Annotated in this window: 17 protein-coding genes; all 17 read left to right on the top strand. The window is 69.2% G+C overall.

The window, feature by feature from the left end; genetic code table 11:
- Positions 1–75 precede the first annotated feature (75 nt).
- The 17 genes from L3Q65_RS07660 to L3Q65_RS07740 all read left to right on the top strand — a co-directional run bounded on the left by L3Q65_RS07660 (position 76) and on the right by L3Q65_RS07740 (position 17,361).
- Positions 76–1,065, top strand: a complete 990-nt coding sequence (locus tag L3Q65_RS07660; RefSeq protein ID WP_237599182.1) for an acryloyl-CoA reductase — start codon at positions 76–78, stop codon at positions 1,063–1,065.
- An 11-nt stretch (positions 1,066–1,076) separates the two neighbouring features.
- On the top strand, positions 1,077–2,480 hold the full coding sequence (locus L3Q65_RS07665; RefSeq protein WP_237599183.1) for a CoA transferase: 1,404 nt from the start codon (positions 1,077–1,079) through the stop codon (positions 2,478–2,480).
- 88 nt (positions 2,481–2,568) lie between these two features.
- The gene (locus L3Q65_RS07670; protein WP_182891664.1) at positions 2,569–3,165 is read left to right on the top strand and encodes a TetR/AcrR family transcriptional regulator; all 597 of its coding nucleotides are present in this window, start codon (positions 2,569–2,571) and stop codon (positions 3,163–3,165) included.
- A gap of 21 nt (positions 3,166–3,186) precedes the next feature.
- Entirely contained in the window at positions 3,187–3,849 is a 663-nt protein-coding gene (locus L3Q65_RS07675) for a VC0807 family protein (protein ID WP_237599184.1), read from the top strand.
- Positions 3,849–4,568 (top strand): SDR family NAD(P)-dependent oxidoreductase, encoded by a 720-nt coding sequence (locus L3Q65_RS07680; protein WP_182891663.1) that lies wholly within the window; start codon positions 3,849–3,851, stop codon positions 4,566–4,568. Before L3Q65_RS07675 ends, L3Q65_RS07680 begins: the two co-directional genes overlap by 1 nt.
- Before the next feature lie 277 nt (positions 4,569–4,845).
- Positions 4,846–5,346, top strand: a complete 501-nt coding sequence (locus L3Q65_RS07685; RefSeq protein ID WP_182892105.1) for a MarR family winged helix-turn-helix transcriptional regulator — start codon at positions 4,846–4,848, stop codon at positions 5,344–5,346.
- 727 nt (positions 5,347–6,073) lie between these two features.
- Positions 6,074–7,342, top strand: a complete 1,269-nt coding sequence (locus L3Q65_RS07690; RefSeq protein ID WP_182891662.1) for an FAD-dependent monooxygenase — start codon at positions 6,074–6,076, stop codon at positions 7,340–7,342.
- Positions 7,343–7,383: 41 nt separating this feature from the next.
- Positions 7,384–8,778, top strand: coding sequence for an MFS transporter (locus tag L3Q65_RS07695; RefSeq protein ID WP_182891661.1), 1,395 nt, complete (start codon positions 7,384–7,386; stop codon positions 8,776–8,778).
- Between the two features lie 25 nt (positions 8,779–8,803).
- A complete protein-coding gene (locus tag L3Q65_RS07700; RefSeq protein ID WP_237599186.1) occupies positions 8,804–9,682 on the top strand; it encodes a xanthine dehydrogenase family protein subunit M in 879 nt (292 codons plus the stop codon).
- Positions 9,682–12,075 (top strand): xanthine dehydrogenase family protein molybdopterin-binding subunit, encoded by a 2,394-nt coding sequence (locus tag L3Q65_RS07705; protein ID WP_237599187.1) that lies wholly within the window; start codon positions 9,682–9,684, stop codon positions 12,073–12,075. The genes L3Q65_RS07700 and L3Q65_RS07705 overlap by 1 nt, the downstream gene beginning before the upstream one ends.
- Positions 12,072–12,578 carry a (2Fe-2S)-binding protein gene (locus L3Q65_RS07710; RefSeq protein WP_182891658.1) on the top strand — a complete coding sequence of 169 codons (507 nt, stop codon included), beginning with the start codon at positions 12,072–12,074 and terminating at the stop codon, positions 12,576–12,578. The genes L3Q65_RS07705 and L3Q65_RS07710 overlap by 4 nt, the downstream gene beginning before the upstream one ends.
- Positions 12,575–13,228 (top strand): SRPBCC family protein, encoded by a 654-nt coding sequence (locus tag L3Q65_RS07715; RefSeq protein WP_237599188.1) that lies wholly within the window; start codon positions 12,575–12,577, stop codon positions 13,226–13,228. The genes L3Q65_RS07710 and L3Q65_RS07715 overlap by 4 nt, the downstream gene beginning before the upstream one ends.
- Positions 13,215–13,874 (top strand): isochorismatase family protein, encoded by a 660-nt coding sequence (locus L3Q65_RS07720; RefSeq protein ID WP_237599189.1) that lies wholly within the window; start codon positions 13,215–13,217, stop codon positions 13,872–13,874. Before L3Q65_RS07715 ends, L3Q65_RS07720 begins: the two co-directional genes overlap by 14 nt.
- A gap of 10 nt (positions 13,875–13,884) precedes the next feature.
- Positions 13,885–14,727 carry an alpha/beta fold hydrolase gene (locus L3Q65_RS07725; RefSeq protein ID WP_182891655.1) on the top strand — a complete coding sequence of 281 codons (843 nt, stop codon included), beginning with the start codon at positions 13,885–13,887 and terminating at the stop codon, positions 14,725–14,727.
- A 57-nt stretch (positions 14,728–14,784) separates the two neighbouring features.
- Positions 14,785–15,831: a leucyl aminopeptidase gene (locus L3Q65_RS07730; RefSeq protein WP_237599190.1), complete on the top strand. Its 1,047-nt coding sequence runs from the start codon at positions 14,785–14,787 to the stop codon at positions 15,829–15,831.
- The gene (locus L3Q65_RS07735) at positions 15,828–16,598 is read left to right on the top strand and encodes an Asp/Glu racemase (protein ID WP_304504550.1); all 771 of its coding nucleotides are present in this window, start codon (positions 15,828–15,830) and stop codon (positions 16,596–16,598) included. The genes L3Q65_RS07730 and L3Q65_RS07735 overlap by 4 nt, the downstream gene beginning before the upstream one ends.
- A 202-nt stretch (positions 16,599–16,800) precedes the next feature.
- The gene (locus L3Q65_RS07740) at positions 16,801–17,361 is read left to right on the top strand and encodes a hemerythrin domain-containing protein (protein ID WP_182891652.1); all 561 of its coding nucleotides are present in this window, start codon (positions 16,801–16,803) and stop codon (positions 17,359–17,361) included.
- The last annotated feature ends 9 nt before the right edge of the window (positions 17,362–17,370 follow it).

Below are 17,370 nucleotides of genomic sequence, written 5' to 3' on the forward strand. Positions count from 1 at the left end.
AGCTATGCCCGCCGCGCATGGCGGTGCCGTGACAGGCATTTCCCTGTCAGGTTCCGGATTTCTAGCGTGGGAAGCATGGACCAGGAGACCTTCCCCGGCTGGGTCGCGCGCGCCGCCGGAGCGACGCTCGAGCAACTCGGCCCGGCGACGCTGGACGACCTCGACACCGCTGTCCGCGTGCGCTACTCCAGCATCAACTACAAGGACGCGCTCGCGTTGCACGGCCGCCCCGGCGTGCTCCGGCGGCATCCGCTGATCGCCGGGATCGACCTGACCGGCGAGGTGCTCAAGTCGCGGCATCCGCGTTGGAAGGCGGGCGACGCAGTCACGCTCAACGGCGCTGGCCTCGGCGAAGACCTGCACGGCGGTCTGGCGGGCCTCGCCGCGGTCAACGGCGACGACCTCGTGCTCGTCCCCGCGCAACTCGGCCCGCTCCGCGCGGCGGCGATCGGCACGGCCGGATTCACCGCCGCGCTCAGCCTGCTGGCTTTGGAACGCCACGGCCTGGCCCCGGAAACCGGACCGATCCTGGTCACCGGTGCGGGCGGCGGCGTCGGCTCGGTCGCGGTAGCGCTGCTCGCGGCGGCCCGGTACGAGGTCATCGCCGCCACTGGCCGCCCTGCCGAGCTGTCTTCGCAGCTCACGGCGCTGGGCGCGGCGCAGGTCCTGGACCGCGCTTCGGTGCTCTCCTCTGGCAAGCCGTTGGGCAAACAGCGCTGGGCAGGCGTGCTCGACGCGGTCGGCGGCCCCGTGCTTGCCGGTGCGCTCGCCGGCCTGCAAGACTCCGGCGTCGCGACGACCTGCGGACTCGCCGGAGGTGCGGAGTATCCCGGCACCGTCCTGCCGTTCATCCTGCGCGGCGTCTCCCTGCTCGGGATCGACTCGGTCCGCACGCCTCCGCTCCGTCGCGAGGCCGCTTGGCAGCGCTTGGCGCAGCTGCTCGATCCGGCGCTCCTGGATTCCGTGACGCGGGTCGTCCCGCTGTCAGACGCCAAGGACGCTGCCGCTTCGCGCTTGGCCGGCACCGGTACCGGCCGCACCGTGGTCGACGTCGCTTCGGCCTGAAAGGGAAGAACATGGATGCCTTCGAAGAACTGATGTCCCTGCGCGACGCTCCGCGTCCCGCGGCCGACGAGGTCACGATCACGGGCTCGGACCCGCTTTTCGCGTCGCCGTTCCGGATCGGCGAAACCCTCGCCGCCGCCCTCGCCGCCCGCGCGGTCGCCGCGAACGACCTGTGGGAGCTGCGGACGGGACGTCGGCAGAAGATCGGCGTCGACGTCCGCGCCGCAGCGGCCACCGCACTAGGCGGCGAAGACATGACGCTCATCCGCGCCGCGGACGGCTTCTTCCGGCCTGCCCCGCTTTCGCCTGCTGTCGAGCGCATGGTCGCGCTCACCCAGCCTTGGCCGACCGCCGACGGACGGTGGTTCCTGCCGCACTTCAATCTGCCGCATCTGGAACGCCGGGTACTGGATGTTCTCGATTGCGAGGCGACACCTTCCTCCGTTGCCGCCGCCGTGGCCAAGTGGAAGGCCGACGATCTGGAAGACGCCATCGCCGCTGCTGGCGCGTGCGGGGGAGTGGTGCGGACACCGGAGGAATGGCTCGCGCATCCGCACGGCGCCTATCTGGCTTCACGCCCGGTCGTCGAGATCACCAAAATCGCGGACAGCGCTCCTTCTCCGTTGCCCGATGGTGGTGCTTCGCCGCTCGCGGACGTCCGGGTCCTGGACCTGACTCGCATTCTGGCCGGCCCCACTGCGGCGTTGAGCTTGGCCGAACACGGTGCGAATGTGCTGATGGTGACCGCTCCGCAGCTTCCGCAGGTGGCACCGTTCGTCCGGGACACCAGTCATGGCAAGCGAAGCACTTACCTCGATTACTCCACAGTGGACGATGCGGACCGGTTGCGTTCCTTGGCCGGCACGGCCGATGTGTTCGTCGAGGGCTATCGCCCGGGTCGGATGTCGGCCCATGGCTTCGGTCCGGAGGATCTCGCCGCGCTGCGTCCGGGAATCGTTTACGTGAGCGTGAACTGCTTCGGTTCCGGCGGTCCTTTCGGGATGCGTGCCGGGTGGGACCAGGTCGCGCAAGCCGTGACTGGCGCCTGTGTGATCCAGGGCGGCGACCGTCCACAGTTGACTCCGGTGTACCTGTGCGATTTTCTCACCGGCTTCCTGGCGAGTTACGGCGCGATGCTGGCGTTGGCGCGGCGGGCGCGGGAAGGCGGGTCGTATCACGTGCGGGTTTCGCTGTGCCAGTCGTCGATGTTGTTGCAACGGCAGGGGTTGTTGGCTGATTACGCGGACGCTCCTGGTCGTCTTTCGCCGGGGGAATTCGAGCGCTACGCGGTGGTCGACGACCGTACGATTTATGGCGATCTGAAGAGCCTCGGTCCGGTGATCCGGATGAGCGAGACCCCGCCGCGGTGGGAGGGGACTACCCCGGAGCTGGGGAGTTCGCGGCCGGAGTGGTGACCCGGCGGCTGCGCGCGTCCGGTGCCCTGGTGTGTTTGATCTGCTCATGGTAGTTTTGATTCGGGCAGATAAAACAGCAGGTGAGGCGATGGACCGGACATTCACCAACCAGGCGCGGCGCGCGCAGATCGTGCAGGCGGCGATCGAGACGATCGCGGAACTCGGCTATGCCAAGGCGTCCTTCGCGCAGATCACCAAGCGGGCTGGACTGCGCAGCCCGCGGATGATCTCGTACCACTTCGCCGACAAGAACGACCTGATCCGCCAGATCGCCGTCGAAGTCTTCACCGCCGGCGCCCGGTACATCTACGAACACACTGAGGCCGCGGAGACCGATCAGGGCAGGCTCCGCGCCTACCTGGAGGCCAACCTGCGCTTCCTGCGCGACCATCCGAAGGAGGTCGCGGCGTTGACCGAGATCGGCAAGCACCTGCGCACCGGCGAGGGCGAGGCGTACACCTCGACCGGCGCGCAGGAGGTCAGCGTGCGGAGCCTGGAAGCCTTGCTGGAGCAGGGGCAGTCCAGCGGCGAGTTCCGGGAGTTCGACGTCCGCTCGATGGCGATCATGATCCGAGCGGCGGTCGACGGCGCCGCACAGCGACTGCACGAGGAACCGGAATTCGATTTCGACGCTTATTCCGGCGAAGTCGTCGCCGCTTTCGGTTTCGCTACTCGGAAACAGTGACTCGTCAGGTCAGGGGGAACCATGATGACCGGAAAACCTGCCGTGCTCGGCAGCCTGAGACAGCTTCCGCTTCTGGAGGTTCTGGCGCCGCTCGCCGTCTTCTACGGTCTGCGCTGGCTTGGGGTGAACCAGTTCGTGGCGCTGCTGGCCGGCAGTGTCATCCCCGTTGTCGGTGCGGTCCGCGGTCTCGTCGCCGAGCGGCGGGTTTCGGGGGTGCGGCTGTTCGTGCTCGGAACGATGGCGGTGACCGTCGCCGGTTCGTTCGTCACCGGAAGCCCCCGTGCACTGCTGGTGCGCGGCGCCGTGCTCACCGTCGCGCTCGGCCTTTTCCTGTGCGCAACCCTGTTTTTCCGCCGCCCTTTCCTGTATGAGGCTGCCCGTAGTGTCCTCGGCGAAGAAAAACAGCGTGTCTGGGAACGGAATTGGGACGATTTTCCGCCGTTCCGGCAGTTGCTGTGGCGGATCAGCCTGATCTGGGGCATTGCCTGCCTGGCCGACGCCGCGATCCGGGTTGCCGTCGCGTTGCTGCTGCCGGTCGACGTCGTGCCGGTCTTGGACGACGGACTCCTTGTCGTCACTTTGCTGGTCCTTCTGGCCGTTCAGCGTCTCTACGGCAGGTCTTTCCTGCGGCGCAACGGGCTTCGGCTGCACGGTGTGCGCCTCGTTCCGCTGGAGAAGGCGTGATGCGCGCGGCCTTGATCACCGGCGGGGCCAGCGGCATCGGCGCCGCCGCTGCCCGCCGGTTCGCCGCCCGGGGGATGCGTGTCGTGCTCGTCGATCGCGACGAGGAGCGGGGCGTCGCGGTGGCCGCCGAAGTGGACGGCCGGTTCGTCGCCGCCGACGTCGGATCGCTGGCGGGCAACGAACGAGCGGTGCGCGCGGCGGTGGAGGAGTTCGGGCGAGTGGATGTCGTGCTGCTCAACGCAGGCGTGCCGGGCCGGTGCGGCCTGGCTGATTTCACCGAAGAGTCCTATCGGGACACTATGCGGACCAATGTGGACGGTGTGGTCTACGGCCTGCACGCTTGCCTGCCGCAGTTGCGCGGTCAGGGCGGGGGCTCGGTCGTCGTGACGGCGAGTTTGGCCGGGCTCACCGGTTCGCCGGACCTGTTCTACGCGACCAGCAAGTACGCCTTGGTCGGCCTGGTCCGGTCGGCCGCGCCGCACCTGGCCGCGGACGGCGTCCGGATCAACGCCCTCTGCCCCGGTCTGGTCGGCACGCCGATCATCGCGGGATTCCGTCCGGCGCTGGAGAAAGCCGGACTGCGGATAGCCGACCCCGCCGAAGCCGCGGCGGCTGTCGAGACGATCGCGGCGGGGGGAGGGACCGGGGGCGCGTGGGTGGTGCAGGCCGGTCGCCCGGCGAGTCTTGTGCCTGTGCCGGAAATACCGCTCGCAGGCTGAGGAGCACCCGTCTTCCAGAAGAGCGCGCTCCATCGCGGATCGCTGGCGACGGCGTGGAAGCAGCGGTGGTTCGATCGGGTGGCGGCGCAGCTCGCTTTGACGGGCGGGGCTGCCTTGTTCGACCGGAATCAGGGGAAGCCGTCCGGAGTTGGCTGAGCCGTACTTTGTCCGGGGACGTACTATTATCGGCGGGCAGGGATGCGGGGACAGGCTCCGGCGGGCCGGACGGGCTGCTGGGGCGCGGGTGCGTAGTTAAGGTCGAGGGATGTCGACAGCAGTGGGTGGGTCAGCGAAGGGCGGCTCGCGGGCGGGGCGTCGGGTGAGTCTGGAGGCGCCCGCGGATCTCGCCGCGGCGCCTGGGTACGGGGCTCGGCGGCTGTATCAGGCGTATTTGGCGGCTTGGAATCGGCATGTCGACTCGGTGCTGACGGGGCCGCAGTTCGCGGTGCTGTCGGCGGTGCGGGCTTATCCGGGGTTTGATCAGACCGCGTTGGCCAAGGCGGTCGCGCTGGATACGTCGACGATGGCTGATGTTTGCCGGCGGTTGGAGAATCGCGGGCTGATTGTCCGGGGGCCGGCGCCGCATGATGCCCGGGCCAAGGTGCTGACGTTGACTGAGGACGGGCTGGCTGCGTTTCGCGAGGTGACTCGGCGGACGCGGAAGCTGGATCAGGCGTTGCTCGCGGGGTGCCCGGAGGAGCGGCGGGGGGAGATCGCGGGGATGTTGAACGAGCTGGGGGCGTTGTGGGAGGCCGTTGCCGAGCGGCCGGAGATCTGAGGGTTTTCGCGGTGGGCGGCTCGTCGCCTGGCGGCGACATTGCGCCCGGTCTTGGGTTGCGTGGGGCACCCCGTTAGCCCATTGTGCTGACGGTTCGGGGGTGCTTGTCAAGGCGGGAAAGATGCCTTGACAAGCACCCCCGAACCGCAGGGCGGCTTTGTATCGGGGTTGGGGGAGGGGCTGGGTGCCTCGCTGGTTGGGTGCACCGGCTGCGGTGTCGTAGGTGGGCGGGGCTAGCGCCCCAATGTGGCATTGGGTGCGTCAGGCGCACCCAATGTGGCGTTCGGTGCGTGGGACGCACCCAATGCCACATTGGGGCGCTAGCCCGCCGCGGACCTCGGTATCGCGTGCCGGGTTCGTCGATGGGGGCAAGGATTCCCGTCCGCTGTTGGGTGACCTGCATGGTGTGCATCGCGGGGATGGTGTGGTGGTCCGTGAAGGGCCTTTGGGGGAAGCGGAGCCTGCGAAGGGGGCGTTCGTGGCCGGACGGCGGGTCGTGAGGGGAACCTGAGGTACTCAGAGTTCCCCTCGCGGGTGGGCTGGGCGGTCCGAAACCGAGGGCTGCCGTGTCGCCTCGTTCGGTGACTGTTCCCGCACCCAGCGCGGCCGAAGCAAGCTCTTCGCCACGAAATCCATCCTGGACTATTGCGTGTTCGGATAATCCGTGTTCGGATTAAACCCGTCCGGGGCGGTAAGCGGAGACGGCTAGCGGGTAGGAGGTCGGCAGGTGGCGGCGAGTCAGTCTTTCGAGGTAGTGGTCGCGGGGGGCGGACTGGGCGGGCTGTGTGCCGCCCTGTCGTTGCGGCAGCGCGGGTTGCGGGTCACGGTGGTCGAGGCGGCGCCGCAGCTCGGGGAGATCGGGGCCGGGATTCAGACCGCGCCCAATGCCAGCCGGATTCTGATCGGGCTGGGGTTGCGGGCCGAACTGCAGCGGGTCCGGTGCGAGCCGCAGGATCAGGTTCGGCGGCGGTGGGCCGACGGCAGCATTATCGCGCAGTTGCCGCTCGGGCAGCGGGTCGTGGACAAGTACGGGGCGCCGTACTGGCACTACCACCGGGCGGATCTGCATTCGGTGCTGCTGCGGGCGTGTGTCGACCCGGACGGGGCCGGGCCGGTGGTGAAGGTGGCTACCGCGGCGAAGGTGGTCGACCTTGATCGGGGGAACCCGGAGAGGCCTGCCGTGATCACCGAGGACGGGCGGCGGTTCGAGGGCGACGTTGTCGTGGGCGCGGACGGGATTCGTTCTGCGGTAAGGGATCTCGCGGGGTTTGACGACACGCTCGCGTTTTCCGGTGAGATGGCGTACCGGGCGTTGATCCCGGGCGATTCGATCGCGGCGGATCCGGCGACTCGGTTCCTGGTCGACCGGTACCACTCCACGATTTGGTACGGGCCGGACAAGCATCTCGTCCATTACCTGATCCGCGGCGGCGAGTACCTGAACGTGGTGGCGATCGTGCCGTGCACGGAGGAAGTCGAGAAGAACTGGAGCGCGCCGGCCAGCGCGGAGCAGCTCGCGGCCGAGTACTCCGATTGGGACGACCGCGTGCCGATGATGTTGTCGAAGGCCAAGGACGACGTCTCGGTCTGGGCGATGTACCGGCGGCGGCGCGATCCGGTGTGGGTGGACGGGCGCGTCGCGCTGCTCGGGGATGCTTGCCACGCAATGCTTCCGTACCAGGCGCAAGGAGCGTCGCAGGCGATGGAGGACGGGGCGGTTCTCGCGGAGGAATTGGGGCAGGCGACGCGCGAGGGGATCGACGCCGCGTTGACCCGGTATGTGCACCGGCGCGCCAAGCATGCTGGGATGGTGCAGGACGCGTCCTTGCAGAACATGAGTTTCTACCACCTGCCGGACGGTCCGGCGCAGCGCGAGCGCGACGAGAAGCTGCGCAGCTTCGACGGCGAGTCCGATGTGTCCTACGACTGGCTGTGGAACGGGACTCCGCTGAACGACCCCGACAACGAATCGATCCACTACCAGTTCGCCCGATAGCACGAAACGGCACACGCAGACTTCGCAAAGGAGCAAAGGCTATGCGTACCGGAGACCAGGTGGTCCAAGACTTGCCGTGGCGCTGGCGCGTCCAGGGCAAGATCTTCCTCATCGGCGGGCTCGGCTACATGTTCGACGCCTGGGACGTCGCGCTGAACGGCTTCCTCACCCCGTTGGTGGGCACGGAATTCGGGCTGTCGGCGACGCAGCGGGGATTCGTCGCCACGGCCAATCTCATCGGCATGGCGGTGGGCGCGGTCGCCTGGGGGACGGTCGCGGACCGGATCGGGCGGAAGCGGGCGTTCAGCATTACGTTGCTGTTGTTCGCGTTCTTCTCGGTGTTCGCGGCGTTGTCGCCCAATATCGAGGTCTTTCTGCTCCTGCGGTTCCTCGCCGGAGTCGGGCTGGGCGGCTGCATTCCGGTGGATTACGCCATCGTCAGCGAGTTTTCGCCGCGCAAGCAACGCGGCCGGGTGCTGTCCGCGATGGACGGATGGTGGCCGATCGGCACGACGCTCGCGGGGGCGTCCGCGACGCTGCTGGTTCCGGTTTCCGGGAACTGGCGGTGGATGCTGGTGCTGATGATCCTGCCCGCGGTGCTGTTGTTCTGGGCCCGGCGCGGGGTGCCGGAATCGCCGTTGTACCTGGTGCGCAAGGGGCGCGAGGCGGAAGCCCGGCTGGTCATCGACGATCTGGTCGAGCGTACGGGTGCGCCGAAGGAGCCGTACCGGATCCCGGCGGCGATTCAGGAAGACAAGCGCGGCGGCGGGTTGTTCGCGGCGGTCGACCAGTTGCGCCGGGTCTGGGCGTACAACCCGAAGGTCACGGGCGTGGCGTGGGCGCTGTTCATCACCGTGATGCTGGTGTACTACGCCGCGCTGAGCTGGATGCCGTCGATCCTCAAGGCGCAGGGCTTCGGGGAGATCGCCGCGTTCGCTTCGACCACTTTGATGAACGCGCTCGGTATCGTCGGCGTCGTGGTGGCGGTGTTGCTGGTGGACCGCATCGGCCGCAAGCGGGTGATCGCCGCGGCCGGGCCGCTCGCCGCGGTCACGCTGGTGATTTTCTCGCTGGTGCTCGGGTCTGCGGGGGCCGCGGTGGTGGCGATCGGCGCGTTCGGGCTCTTTTCGCTCGTCGTCATCCCGGTGATGTACGCCTTCGTGTCCGAGCTGTACCCGACGGAGCTGCGCGCCTCGGGCTTCGGCTGGGCGTCATCGTCGAGCCGGGCGGTCACCGGGTTCGCGCCGCTGCTGTTCGGCAGCGTGCTGTGGCCGGTGCTCGGGCTGCCGCTGACGTTCACGCTGCTCGGCCTGCTCGTCGTCGGAGCCGTGGTGTTCATGGTCTTCTGCGCGCCGGAAACCCGGGGCCGGGAGCTGGACCGGATCGACGGCGACACCGCGCCCGCGCCGGAGCAGTCCGAACTGGACGCAGTCTGATTCGCCGCAGCAGAAAGGGAAACGCATGAAGCCCGCCGCGTTCGCCTACCATCGGGCGCACGACGTCGCCGACGCCGTCGGCCTGCTTTCCGACCTCGCCGGGCAAGGGCGGGAGCCGAAAGCGATCGCGGGCGGGCAGAGCCTGATGCCGATGATGAGCTTCCGCCTGGCCCGCCCGAGCGACCTGGTCGACCTCGGGCGGCTGCGGGATTTGCCGGGGATGACCGACATCGTCCAGGCCGGTCCGACGCTGCGCATCGGCGCGATGACGACGCACCGCCAGGTCGAGTTGGCCCAGCTCGGCCCGGGTTTCGCCGTGCTGGCGGAGGCGATGCGGTACGTCGGGCATCTGCCGATCCGGTCGCGCGGCACGGTCGGCGGCAGTCTCGTGCACGGCGACGCCACCGCGGAGTGGTGCATGCTCGCGCTGCTGCTGGACGCGGTGATCGTCGCCGAAGGACCGAACGGCCGCCGCGAAATCCCGGCCGGGGAGATGTTCTACGGCTTCTACGCGACCGCGGTCGAGGCGGACGAGGTCGTCACCGAGGTCCGGTTCACCCGGGCGGCTCCGAAGGCCGCGTTGACCGAGTTTTCCCGGCGGGCCGGGGATTTCGCGACGGTCGCGGCGGCGGTCACGCTCGAACCTCGCGCGGACGGGTCGCTGGCGGGCGGGCGCGTGGTGCTCGGCGGGGTCGCGCCCGCGCCGTTGCGGGTTCCGGAAGCCGAGGAGGTGCTGGCGGGCGGCGAGCCGGGGCCCGAGTTGTTCGCGGCGTGCGGCCGGGCGGCGGCCGAGGCGATCGATCCGCGGAGCGACGCGCAGGGGAGCGCGGACTATCGGCGCGCGTTGACGAGGACGTTGGTGGCTCGGAGTTTGGGCCAGGCTTGGGAGAGGGGAGAGCGTTGATGGCCGGCAAGCCCGAAGAACCCCGCTTCGACGGCCGGGGCGGAAGGTGGATCGGCGCGTCCGTGCGCCGTCGCGAGGATCCGCGGCTGGTCACCGGCCGGGGAAGGTTCGTTGACGACATCCATCTCCACGGGATGCTGCACGCCGGATTCGTGCGGGCGACCGTCGCGCACGGCAAGATCGCCGAGCTCGACCTCGGCGCCACCCGCGAGGTGGACGGCGTCGTAGCCGCGTACTCGGCGGAAGACCTCCAGCTCGGCGACATGGTCGCGCTGCTGGACCGTCCGCCCGAGGAGTTCACGCCGACCACGATGCCGATCCTCGCGCGCGGCAAGGTGCGATTCGTCGGCGAGCCGATCGCGCTGGTCATCGCGAAGGATCCGTACGCGGTCGAGGACGGCATCGAGGCCGCGCAGGTGAGTTACGAGGTCCTCGACGCCGTCGTGTCCGAGGAGACCGCGCTCGCCGAGAACGCGCCGCTGGTGCACGAGGACGCGCCGAGCAACGTGCTGCTGGACGTCACCTCGTTCGACACCCCAGGCGTGGACGAGGCGTTCGCCGAGGGGTGCGTGATCGAACTCGTCACCCGCAGCGGTCGGCAGAACGCGTTGCCGCTGGAGACGCGCGGCGCGGTGGCGTCCTGGGACGACCGCGACGAGCAGCTTCTCGTCCAGACGTGCAGCCAGGTGCCGCACCAGGTCCGTACCGTGCTGGCGCGTTCGCTGCGGATTCCGGAGCGTTCGGTGCGCGTGGTCGTCCCGGACATGGGCGGCGGCTTCGGGCAGAAATGCGTGGTGGGGCGGGAGGAAATCGCGGTCGCGGCGGCGGCGAAGCGGTTGCGGCGTCCGGTCAAGTGGATTGAGGACCGCGGCGAAGCGCTCGCGTCCGGGTTCCTCGCCCGCGAGCAGCGGTACCGCACCCGTGCCGCGTTCACCCCGGACGGCGAGTTGACCGCGCTGGAGTCCGACATCGTCTGCGACATGGGCGCGTACTCGTGTTATCCGTTCACCGTCGGCATCGAACCGTTGATGGCGGCGGCGGAAATGCCGTCGGTGTACCGGGTTCCGGCCTATCGCGTGCGGGCACGGGCGATCACCAGCAACAAAGCGCCGACCGCGCCGTATCGCGGGGTCAGCCGTCCGCAGTACGTCATGGTGATGGAGCGGATCATGGACCTGGCCGCGCGCGAGCTCGGCCTCGACCCGGTGGAGATCCGCCGCCGCAACGTGATCACCGAGTTTCCGTACGTGGGCGTCAACAAAGTCACCTACGATCCGGGCAGCTACCTCGAATCGCTGGAGCTGGGCGAGAAGATCCTCCGCGACGAGGGCTGGTACGAGCTGCGCGAGAAGAACCCGCACATCGGCATCGGCTACAGCTGCTTCTCCGAGCGCACCGGCTACGGCTCCGAGGCGTTCGCGAAGCGCAAGATGACCGTCGTGCCCGGGTTCGACGTGAGCGAGATCCGGATGGACCTCACCGGTTCGGTCGTGGTCACGAGCGGCACGATCAACCACGGGCAGTCCCACGAGACGACGTTCGCGCAGATCGTCGCGGAACGGCTCGGCGTAGATCTCGCCAAGGTCAAGCTGCGGCAAGGCGACACCGAACGGATTTCCTACGGCTGGGGCACTTTCGCGTCCCGATCGGTGACTATCGGCGGTTCCGCGGTGGCGACGGCGGCGACCCGGCTGGGCGAGCAGCTCTGCGTCATCGCGGCGCACCTGATGGACACCCGCGTCGAGAACGTCGGCCTCGACGGCGACGGCGGAGTGATCCAGCTCGACGACCCCAGCCGGCGGCTGTCGTTCGAGGAGATCGCCGACGTCGCGTACCTGCGCAGCCATCTGCTGCCCAAGGAAGCCGAGCCGACGCTCACCGCCACCGCGGCGTTCGACGTCCCCGGCGACGGCACGTTCTCGAACGCGACGCACGCGGTCGTGGTGGAGGCGGATCCGGGCACCGGCCAGGTGAAAATCCTCCGCTACGCCTGCGTCGAGGACTGCGGCGTGGTGATCAACCCGAAGGTCGTCGACGGCCAGGCGCGCGGCGGGATCGCGCAGGGCATCGCCGGCGCGCTGTTCGAGGAGGTCACCTACGCGGAGAACGGCGAACCGTCGGCGGCGAGCTTCATCGACTACCTCGTCCCGACCGCCGCGGAGATCCCCGACATCACCGTCGACCATCTCGAAACCCCTTGCGCCTTCACTGAAAGCGGCGCGAAGGGAGCGGGGGAGGGCGGCACGATCGGCGCGCCCGCCGCGGTGCTGAACGCGGTCAACGACCTTCTCTGGCACACCGGGGTCCAGCTGGAGCAGACCCCGATCCACCCCGAGGCCGTCCTCGCCGCGCTCACCGCGGCCGACCGGGAGAAAGCGGGTACCGGCGCATGACCGACAAACAGCTGATCGTCCTGACCGTCAACGGCGAGGAGCACGAACTGCTCGTCGAACCGCGGTGGACGCTGCTCGACGTGCTCCGGCACAACGTGGGCCTCACCGGCACGCACGTCGGCTGCGAGCACGGCGTGTGCGGGGCGTGCACGATCCTGGTCGACGGCGAACCGGTGCGCGCCTGCCTGATGTACGCCGTGCAGGCGGAAGGCTGCGCCGTCCGGACCGTCGAAGACCTCGGCACCCCGGAGGAGCCGAATGATCTGCAACAGGCGTTTTCGGAACACCACGGCTTGCAGTGCGGCTTCTGCACGCCCGGCTTTCTCATGCTCGCCGAGGGGTTCCTCGCGCAGGAACCGTCGCCGACGCGCGAGGAGATCCGGGAGACGGTGTCGTCGAACCTGTGCCGCTGCACCGGGTATCAGACCATTGTGGACGCGATCGAGGCGACCGCCGCGCGGCGGTGCGCGCGATCCGGCAGGAAAGAGGACGCGGTCCGATGATTCTCGAGAACACCCTTGACCTTCCCGGCGATCCGGACACGGTGTTCGCGCTGCTCAACGACGTCGAGCGGGTCGCGGGCTGCCTGCCGGGCGCGGTGCTGGAGGGCCGGGACGGCGAGTCCTATCTCGGCAAGGTCAAGTTCAAGGTCGGCCCGGTCAGCGCCGCGTACGCGGGCAAGGTCCGGTTCACCGAGATCGCCGAGGGCGAGCGCCGTCTGCGGCTGTCGGCCCGGGGCGCGGACAGCCACGGCAACGGCGACGCGGAAGCGGACGTCACGCTGACGCTGGTGCCCGGTCCGAAGGGTTCGTCGCTGAACCTGCACACGGATCTCGTGGTGCGGGGCAAGATCGCGCAGTTCGGCAAGGGCGCGATCAGCACGGTGTCGAACCGGATCCTGCAGCAGTTCGCGCAGAACCTCGGTGCGCTGCTGGAAAACGGCGGCACCGCAGCGGAACCGGCCACAGCTACGACTGCTGCCGCGCCTGCGTCGGATTCGCTCGACGGACTGGCGATGCTGCTCCCGCCCAACGCGAAGCGCTACCTCCCCGTCGTCGCGGCGGGCGCGCTCGGGCTGTTCCAAGGCTGGCTGCTCGGCCGCGTCCGGTCGCAGCACAAACTGATCAAGGAGCTGCTGCGTGAACGCGCCTGAGAACGGACTGCACGGAACCGAGACCGATCAGACCTACGCCCGCGCGGGGTTCGGCGCCGCGGTGCCGAGAGGAACCGCGCCGGTGCTGGTCGTGGTCGACCTGACCCGCGGCTTCACCGAGCCGGAATTCCCTTCCGGCGCGGACCTTTCCGCCGAAGTCGAAGCCGCCGGTGCGCTGGTCCGGGCCGCCCATGAGAGCGGAGCCCCGGTCGTCTGCACCGCGATCAGCTACACCCCTGCCGAGGCGGACGGCGACGCGATCGCGTGGCTGCGCAAGGCTCCCGGCATGCGCAGCCTGCGCGACGGAAGCGCCGCGGTCGCGCTCGATCCCCGGCTGGAACGGCACGACGCCGACCACCTGATCGTCAAGAAGGGCGCGTCCGCGTTCCACGGAACAAGCCTCGCCGCGCTGCTCACCGGACTTGGCGCGGACACCGTGCTGGTCTGCGGCGCGACGACCTCGGGCTGCGTCCGAGCCACAGCCGTCGACGCGGTCCAGTCCGGTTTCAACACGCTCGTCGTCCGCGAAGCTTGCGGCGACCGCGCGAGGGGGCCGCACGACGCCGCTCTCTTCGACCTGCAAGCCAAGTACGCCGACGTGATCGGCCTGAGCGAGGGCGTCGAGCTGCTCGCCAAGGCCCGCTAGGAGTTCCCGCATGTCTTCAGTTTCCGACCGGGTGCTGACTCAGCCCGCGCTCGCCGACCTGGCGGACGTCCCGGCGAAAAGCGTCTGGGTGCGGTCCGGTCCCGTCCGGCTGCACGTCCTCGACTACGGCCCGGCCGACGGCGTCCCGCTCGTGGTCCTGCCCGGGATCACCAGCCCGGCGATCACCATGGACTTCGTCGCCCGCGAGCTGACCGACCTCGTCCGCCCGCTGGTGCTCGACATCCGCGGCCGCGGGCTGTCCGACGACGGGCCCGGCTGTGACCTCGACGCTTACGCTGCCGACGTCAAGGCCGTCATCGACCAGCTTCAGCTGGCGAAGCCGCTGCTGTTCGGCCACTCGATGGGCGCGCGGATCGCGGCCAAAGCCGCGCTGTCCGGCGGGATCGCGGGCACTGTCCTCGCCGACCCGCCGATGAGCGGCCCCGGACGGCCGTACCCGACCTCGCTGGCGGTCTTCGAATCGCAACTGGACCAAGCGCAACGAGGGACCGACGCGGACGAGGTCGCCGCCTCGTGGCCGCGATGGCCGCGCCGGGAACAGGAACTTCGCGCTCGCTGGCTCGCTTCGTGCTCTCGTGCCGCGATCGCAGCCACGCACGCGGGCTTCGAATCCGAGGAATTCCTTCCGCTGTGGGAAAACCTGCCCGGGCCGGCCGTGCTGCTGTACGGCGCGGAGAGCCCGGTGGTGACCGCAGCGGACGTCGCGGTGCTGGAGAAATCGGCACATCCGCTGGCAGCCGTGGCGGGCGCCGGGCACATGATCTTTTGGGACGAACCGCAGCCCGCCCTGCAAGCGCTGCGCTCGGCGCTGAAAGACGTGCTCGCCCGCTGACCCCGGCGTGTTTTTCGTACTCGGATAATCCGTATTCGGACAATCAAGGAGGTCGCCATGGACCAGAACCTGTTCAACGACATCTGCTTGCGCCAGCTGACTTTTTCCGGCGTGCACGAGGGCGAGACGGTCGTCGTGCTGACGCGAGGCGCCGAGCGCGCGGAGTACGCGGACGCCTTCCTCTGGGCCGCCCAGCAACTCGGCGCGGCGACCTATCACATGCGGCTGCCGTCGCCGGCGAGCGCGTCCGGCGCGTGGGCGGTCGGGCAATCCGGTCTTGACCAGCTGCCGCTCGCGGTGGACGCGCTGAAGGCCGCGGACATGGTCGTCGACTGCACATTCCTGCTGTTCAGCGCGGAGCAGTTCGCGATCCAGGCGGCCGGCACCCGGATCCTGACCGCTGTCGAGCCGCCCGAGCTGCTGGCCCGGCTGATGCCGACGAAGGAACTGCGCGAGCGCGTCGAGATCGGCGCGGAACTGCTGGCCAAGGCCAAGACCATGCGGATCACCAGTCCGCACGGGACGGACGTCACCTACCAGCTCGGCGTGTACCCGACGATGAGCGAGTACGGCTACACCGACCAGCCCGGCCGCTGGGACCACTGGCCCGCCGCGTTCGTGTTCACCGGCGGGTCCGACGACGGCGTGGACGGCAAGATCGTGCTCGCGCCCGGCGACGTGCTGCTGCCGTTCAACACCTACGTGCAGACTCCGGTGGAGCTGACCATCGAAAAGGGCTTCATCCAGGACATCCGCGGCGGCGCAGGCTCGTCCGGCCTCGACGCCGACCTGCTGCGCAGCTACATCGAGTCCTTCCACGACCCGCGCGGCTACGGCATGTCGCACGTCGGCTGGGGCCTCGACGAGCGGGCGCACTGGCACGGCCTGACCCAGTTCCCCGGCGGCATGGGCATGGAACTGCGCAGCTTCTACGGCAACGTGATGTTCTCGATCGGCCCGAACAACGAACTCGGCGGCCCGAACGACACGGCGTGCCACTTCGACATCCCGATGCGCGGCAACAGCCTGTACCTCGACGACGAGCTGATCGTCGACGCGGGCGAGCTGACCGTGCAGGACATGCGCCCGGCGGCGAAGCGATGACCGACCACCACATCGGGATGATCGTCCCGAGTTCCAACCTGACCATGGAAACCGAGCTGCCGCGGATGCTGCGCGCCCGCGAGGAGCGGTACCCGGAGGACCGGTTCGTCTTCCACTCCGCCCGCGCGCGGATGCAGCACGTGACGCCGGAGCAGTTGCGCGCGATGAACGCCCAGGCTGAGCGCGCGGCGACCGAACTGGCGGACGCGCGGCCGGGCGTCGTGGCGACTGCGTGTCTGGTCGCGATCATGGCGCAGGGGCCGGGTTATCACTGCACCGCAGAGGGTTCGATCACCTCGGCGTTGCGCGCGGAGGGCTCGGACGCGCCGGTGGTTTCGTCGGCGGGCGCGCTGTTGTCCGGGATCGCCGCGCTGGAGGCGAAGCGGGTCGCGATCGTGACGCCGTACATGAAGCCGCTGACCCAGGCAGTCGTCGAGTACCTGGAGGACGCGGGCGTCGAGGTGGTCGATTCGCTCTCGCTGGAGGTGCCGGACAACCTGGCGGTGGCGCGGCTGGACCCGGCGGATCTGCTTGCGCACTACCGGAAACTGGACTTGTCGCGGGCGGACGCGCTGGTGTTGTCGGCGTGCGTGCAGATGCCGTCGCTGCCGTCTATTCAGCCGGTCCAGGACGCGGTGGGGATCCCGGTGCTTTCGGCGGCGACGGCTACGACGTTCCGGATTCTCAGCGAGCTCGGCGTGCGACCGGAGGTGCCGGGGGCGGGGCATTTGCTGAGCGGGAAGGTGCCGGCGGCGCAGGCTGCCTGATCCGCCGGAACCCCGAGGACAGCCGCAGTGGCTCGCCGCGCTGGGCGGGGCGAAGGGAGGTGAGGGGAACCCTGAGGAAGCTCAGGGTTCCCCTCCCGTGCTTCACCGGAACCACGCGGCGGCGGCCGGGTAGTTCCGCTTCGGGTGGTTGCCGTGCGGCACAACGGGTAACCGGAGGTTTCCCGACACCCGAGGAGGCAGCATGGCCGCACCCACCAGGACCGACCTGATCACCGTGATCACCGACGACCACCGCGACGTCGAGCGGGTGTTCGCCGAACTCGAGAGCGAACCCGAGGCCGGGAACCGGAAAGACGTGGTCGACCACGTGATCGCCGAGCTGGTCCGGCATTCGGTCGCGGAAGAGCAGCTCATGTACCCGGCCGCGCGCGAGCACCTCGACGACGGCGACCAGATCGCCGACCACGAGATCGAGGAGCACGCCGAGGCCGAGAAGCTCATGAAGCAGCTCGAGCGCAAGAATCCGGGCGAACCGGAATACGAACAGTTGCTCGCCAAGCTCATCGCCGACGTCCGGCACCACATCAAGGACGAGGAAAACGACCTGCTGCCGCGGCTGCGCGAGGCGTGTTCGGCCGAGGAGCTGGACCAGCTGGGCGAACGGGTGCTGGCGGCGAAGAAGATCGCGCCGACCAGGCCGCATCCGCACGCGCCGAGCAAGCCGCCGGCGAATCTGATCCTCGCGCCGGGCGCGGCGTTCGTCGACAAGATCCGCGACGCGCTGACCGGACGGAAGAGCTGAACGGAAGAG

Source organism: Amycolatopsis sp. FU40 (assembly GCF_021903635.1).
Lineage (GTDB): Bacteria > Actinomycetota > Actinomycetes > Mycobacteriales > Pseudonocardiaceae > Amycolatopsis > Amycolatopsis dendrobii.

Excerpts from the sequence above, each read along its gene's own strand:
- L3Q65_RS07675 (WP_237599184.1), top strand. The coding sequence starts at position 3,187 with ATGATGACCGGAAAACCTGCCGTGCTCGGCAGCCTGAGACAGCTTCCG.
- L3Q65_RS07670 (WP_182891664.1), top strand. The coding sequence starts at position 2,569 with ATGGACCGGACATTCACCAACCAGGCGCGGCGCGCGCAGATCGTGCAG.
- L3Q65_RS07700 (WP_237599186.1), top strand. The coding sequence starts at position 8,804 with ATGAAGCCCGCCGCGTTCGCCTACCATCGGGCGCACGACGTCGCCGAC.
- L3Q65_RS07695 (WP_182891661.1), top strand. The coding sequence starts at position 7,384 with ATGCGTACCGGAGACCAGGTGGTCCAAGACTTGCCGTGGCGCTGGCGC.
- L3Q65_RS07715 (WP_237599188.1), top strand. The coding sequence starts at position 12,575 with ATGATTCTCGAGAACACCCTTGACCTTCCCGGCGATCCGGACACGGTG.
- L3Q65_RS07740 (WP_182891652.1), top strand. The coding sequence starts at position 16,801 with ATGGCCGCACCCACCAGGACCGACCTGATCACCGTGATCACCGACGAC.
- L3Q65_RS07735 (WP_304504550.1), top strand. The coding sequence starts at position 15,828 with ATGACCGACCACCACATCGGGATGATCGTCCCGAGTTCCAACCTGACC.
- L3Q65_RS07725 (WP_182891655.1), top strand. The coding sequence starts at position 13,885 with ATGTCTTCAGTTTCCGACCGGGTGCTGACTCAGCCCGCGCTCGCCGAC.
- L3Q65_RS07730 (WP_237599190.1), top strand. The coding sequence starts at position 14,785 with ATGGACCAGAACCTGTTCAACGACATCTGCTTGCGCCAGCTGACTTTT.
- L3Q65_RS07680 (WP_182891663.1), top strand. The coding sequence starts at position 3,849 with ATGCGCGCGGCCTTGATCACCGGCGGGGCCAGCGGCATCGGCGCCGCC.
- L3Q65_RS07665 (WP_237599183.1), top strand. The coding sequence starts at position 1,077 with ATGGATGCCTTCGAAGAACTGATGTCCCTGCGCGACGCTCCGCGTCCC.
- L3Q65_RS07705 (WP_237599187.1), top strand. The coding sequence starts at position 9,682 with ATGGCCGGCAAGCCCGAAGAACCCCGCTTCGACGGCCGGGGCGGAAGG.
- L3Q65_RS07660 (WP_237599182.1), top strand. The coding sequence starts at position 76 with ATGGACCAGGAGACCTTCCCCGGCTGGGTCGCGCGCGCCGCCGGAGCG.
- L3Q65_RS07710 (WP_182891658.1), top strand. The coding sequence starts at position 12,072 with ATGACCGACAAACAGCTGATCGTCCTGACCGTCAACGGCGAGGAGCAC.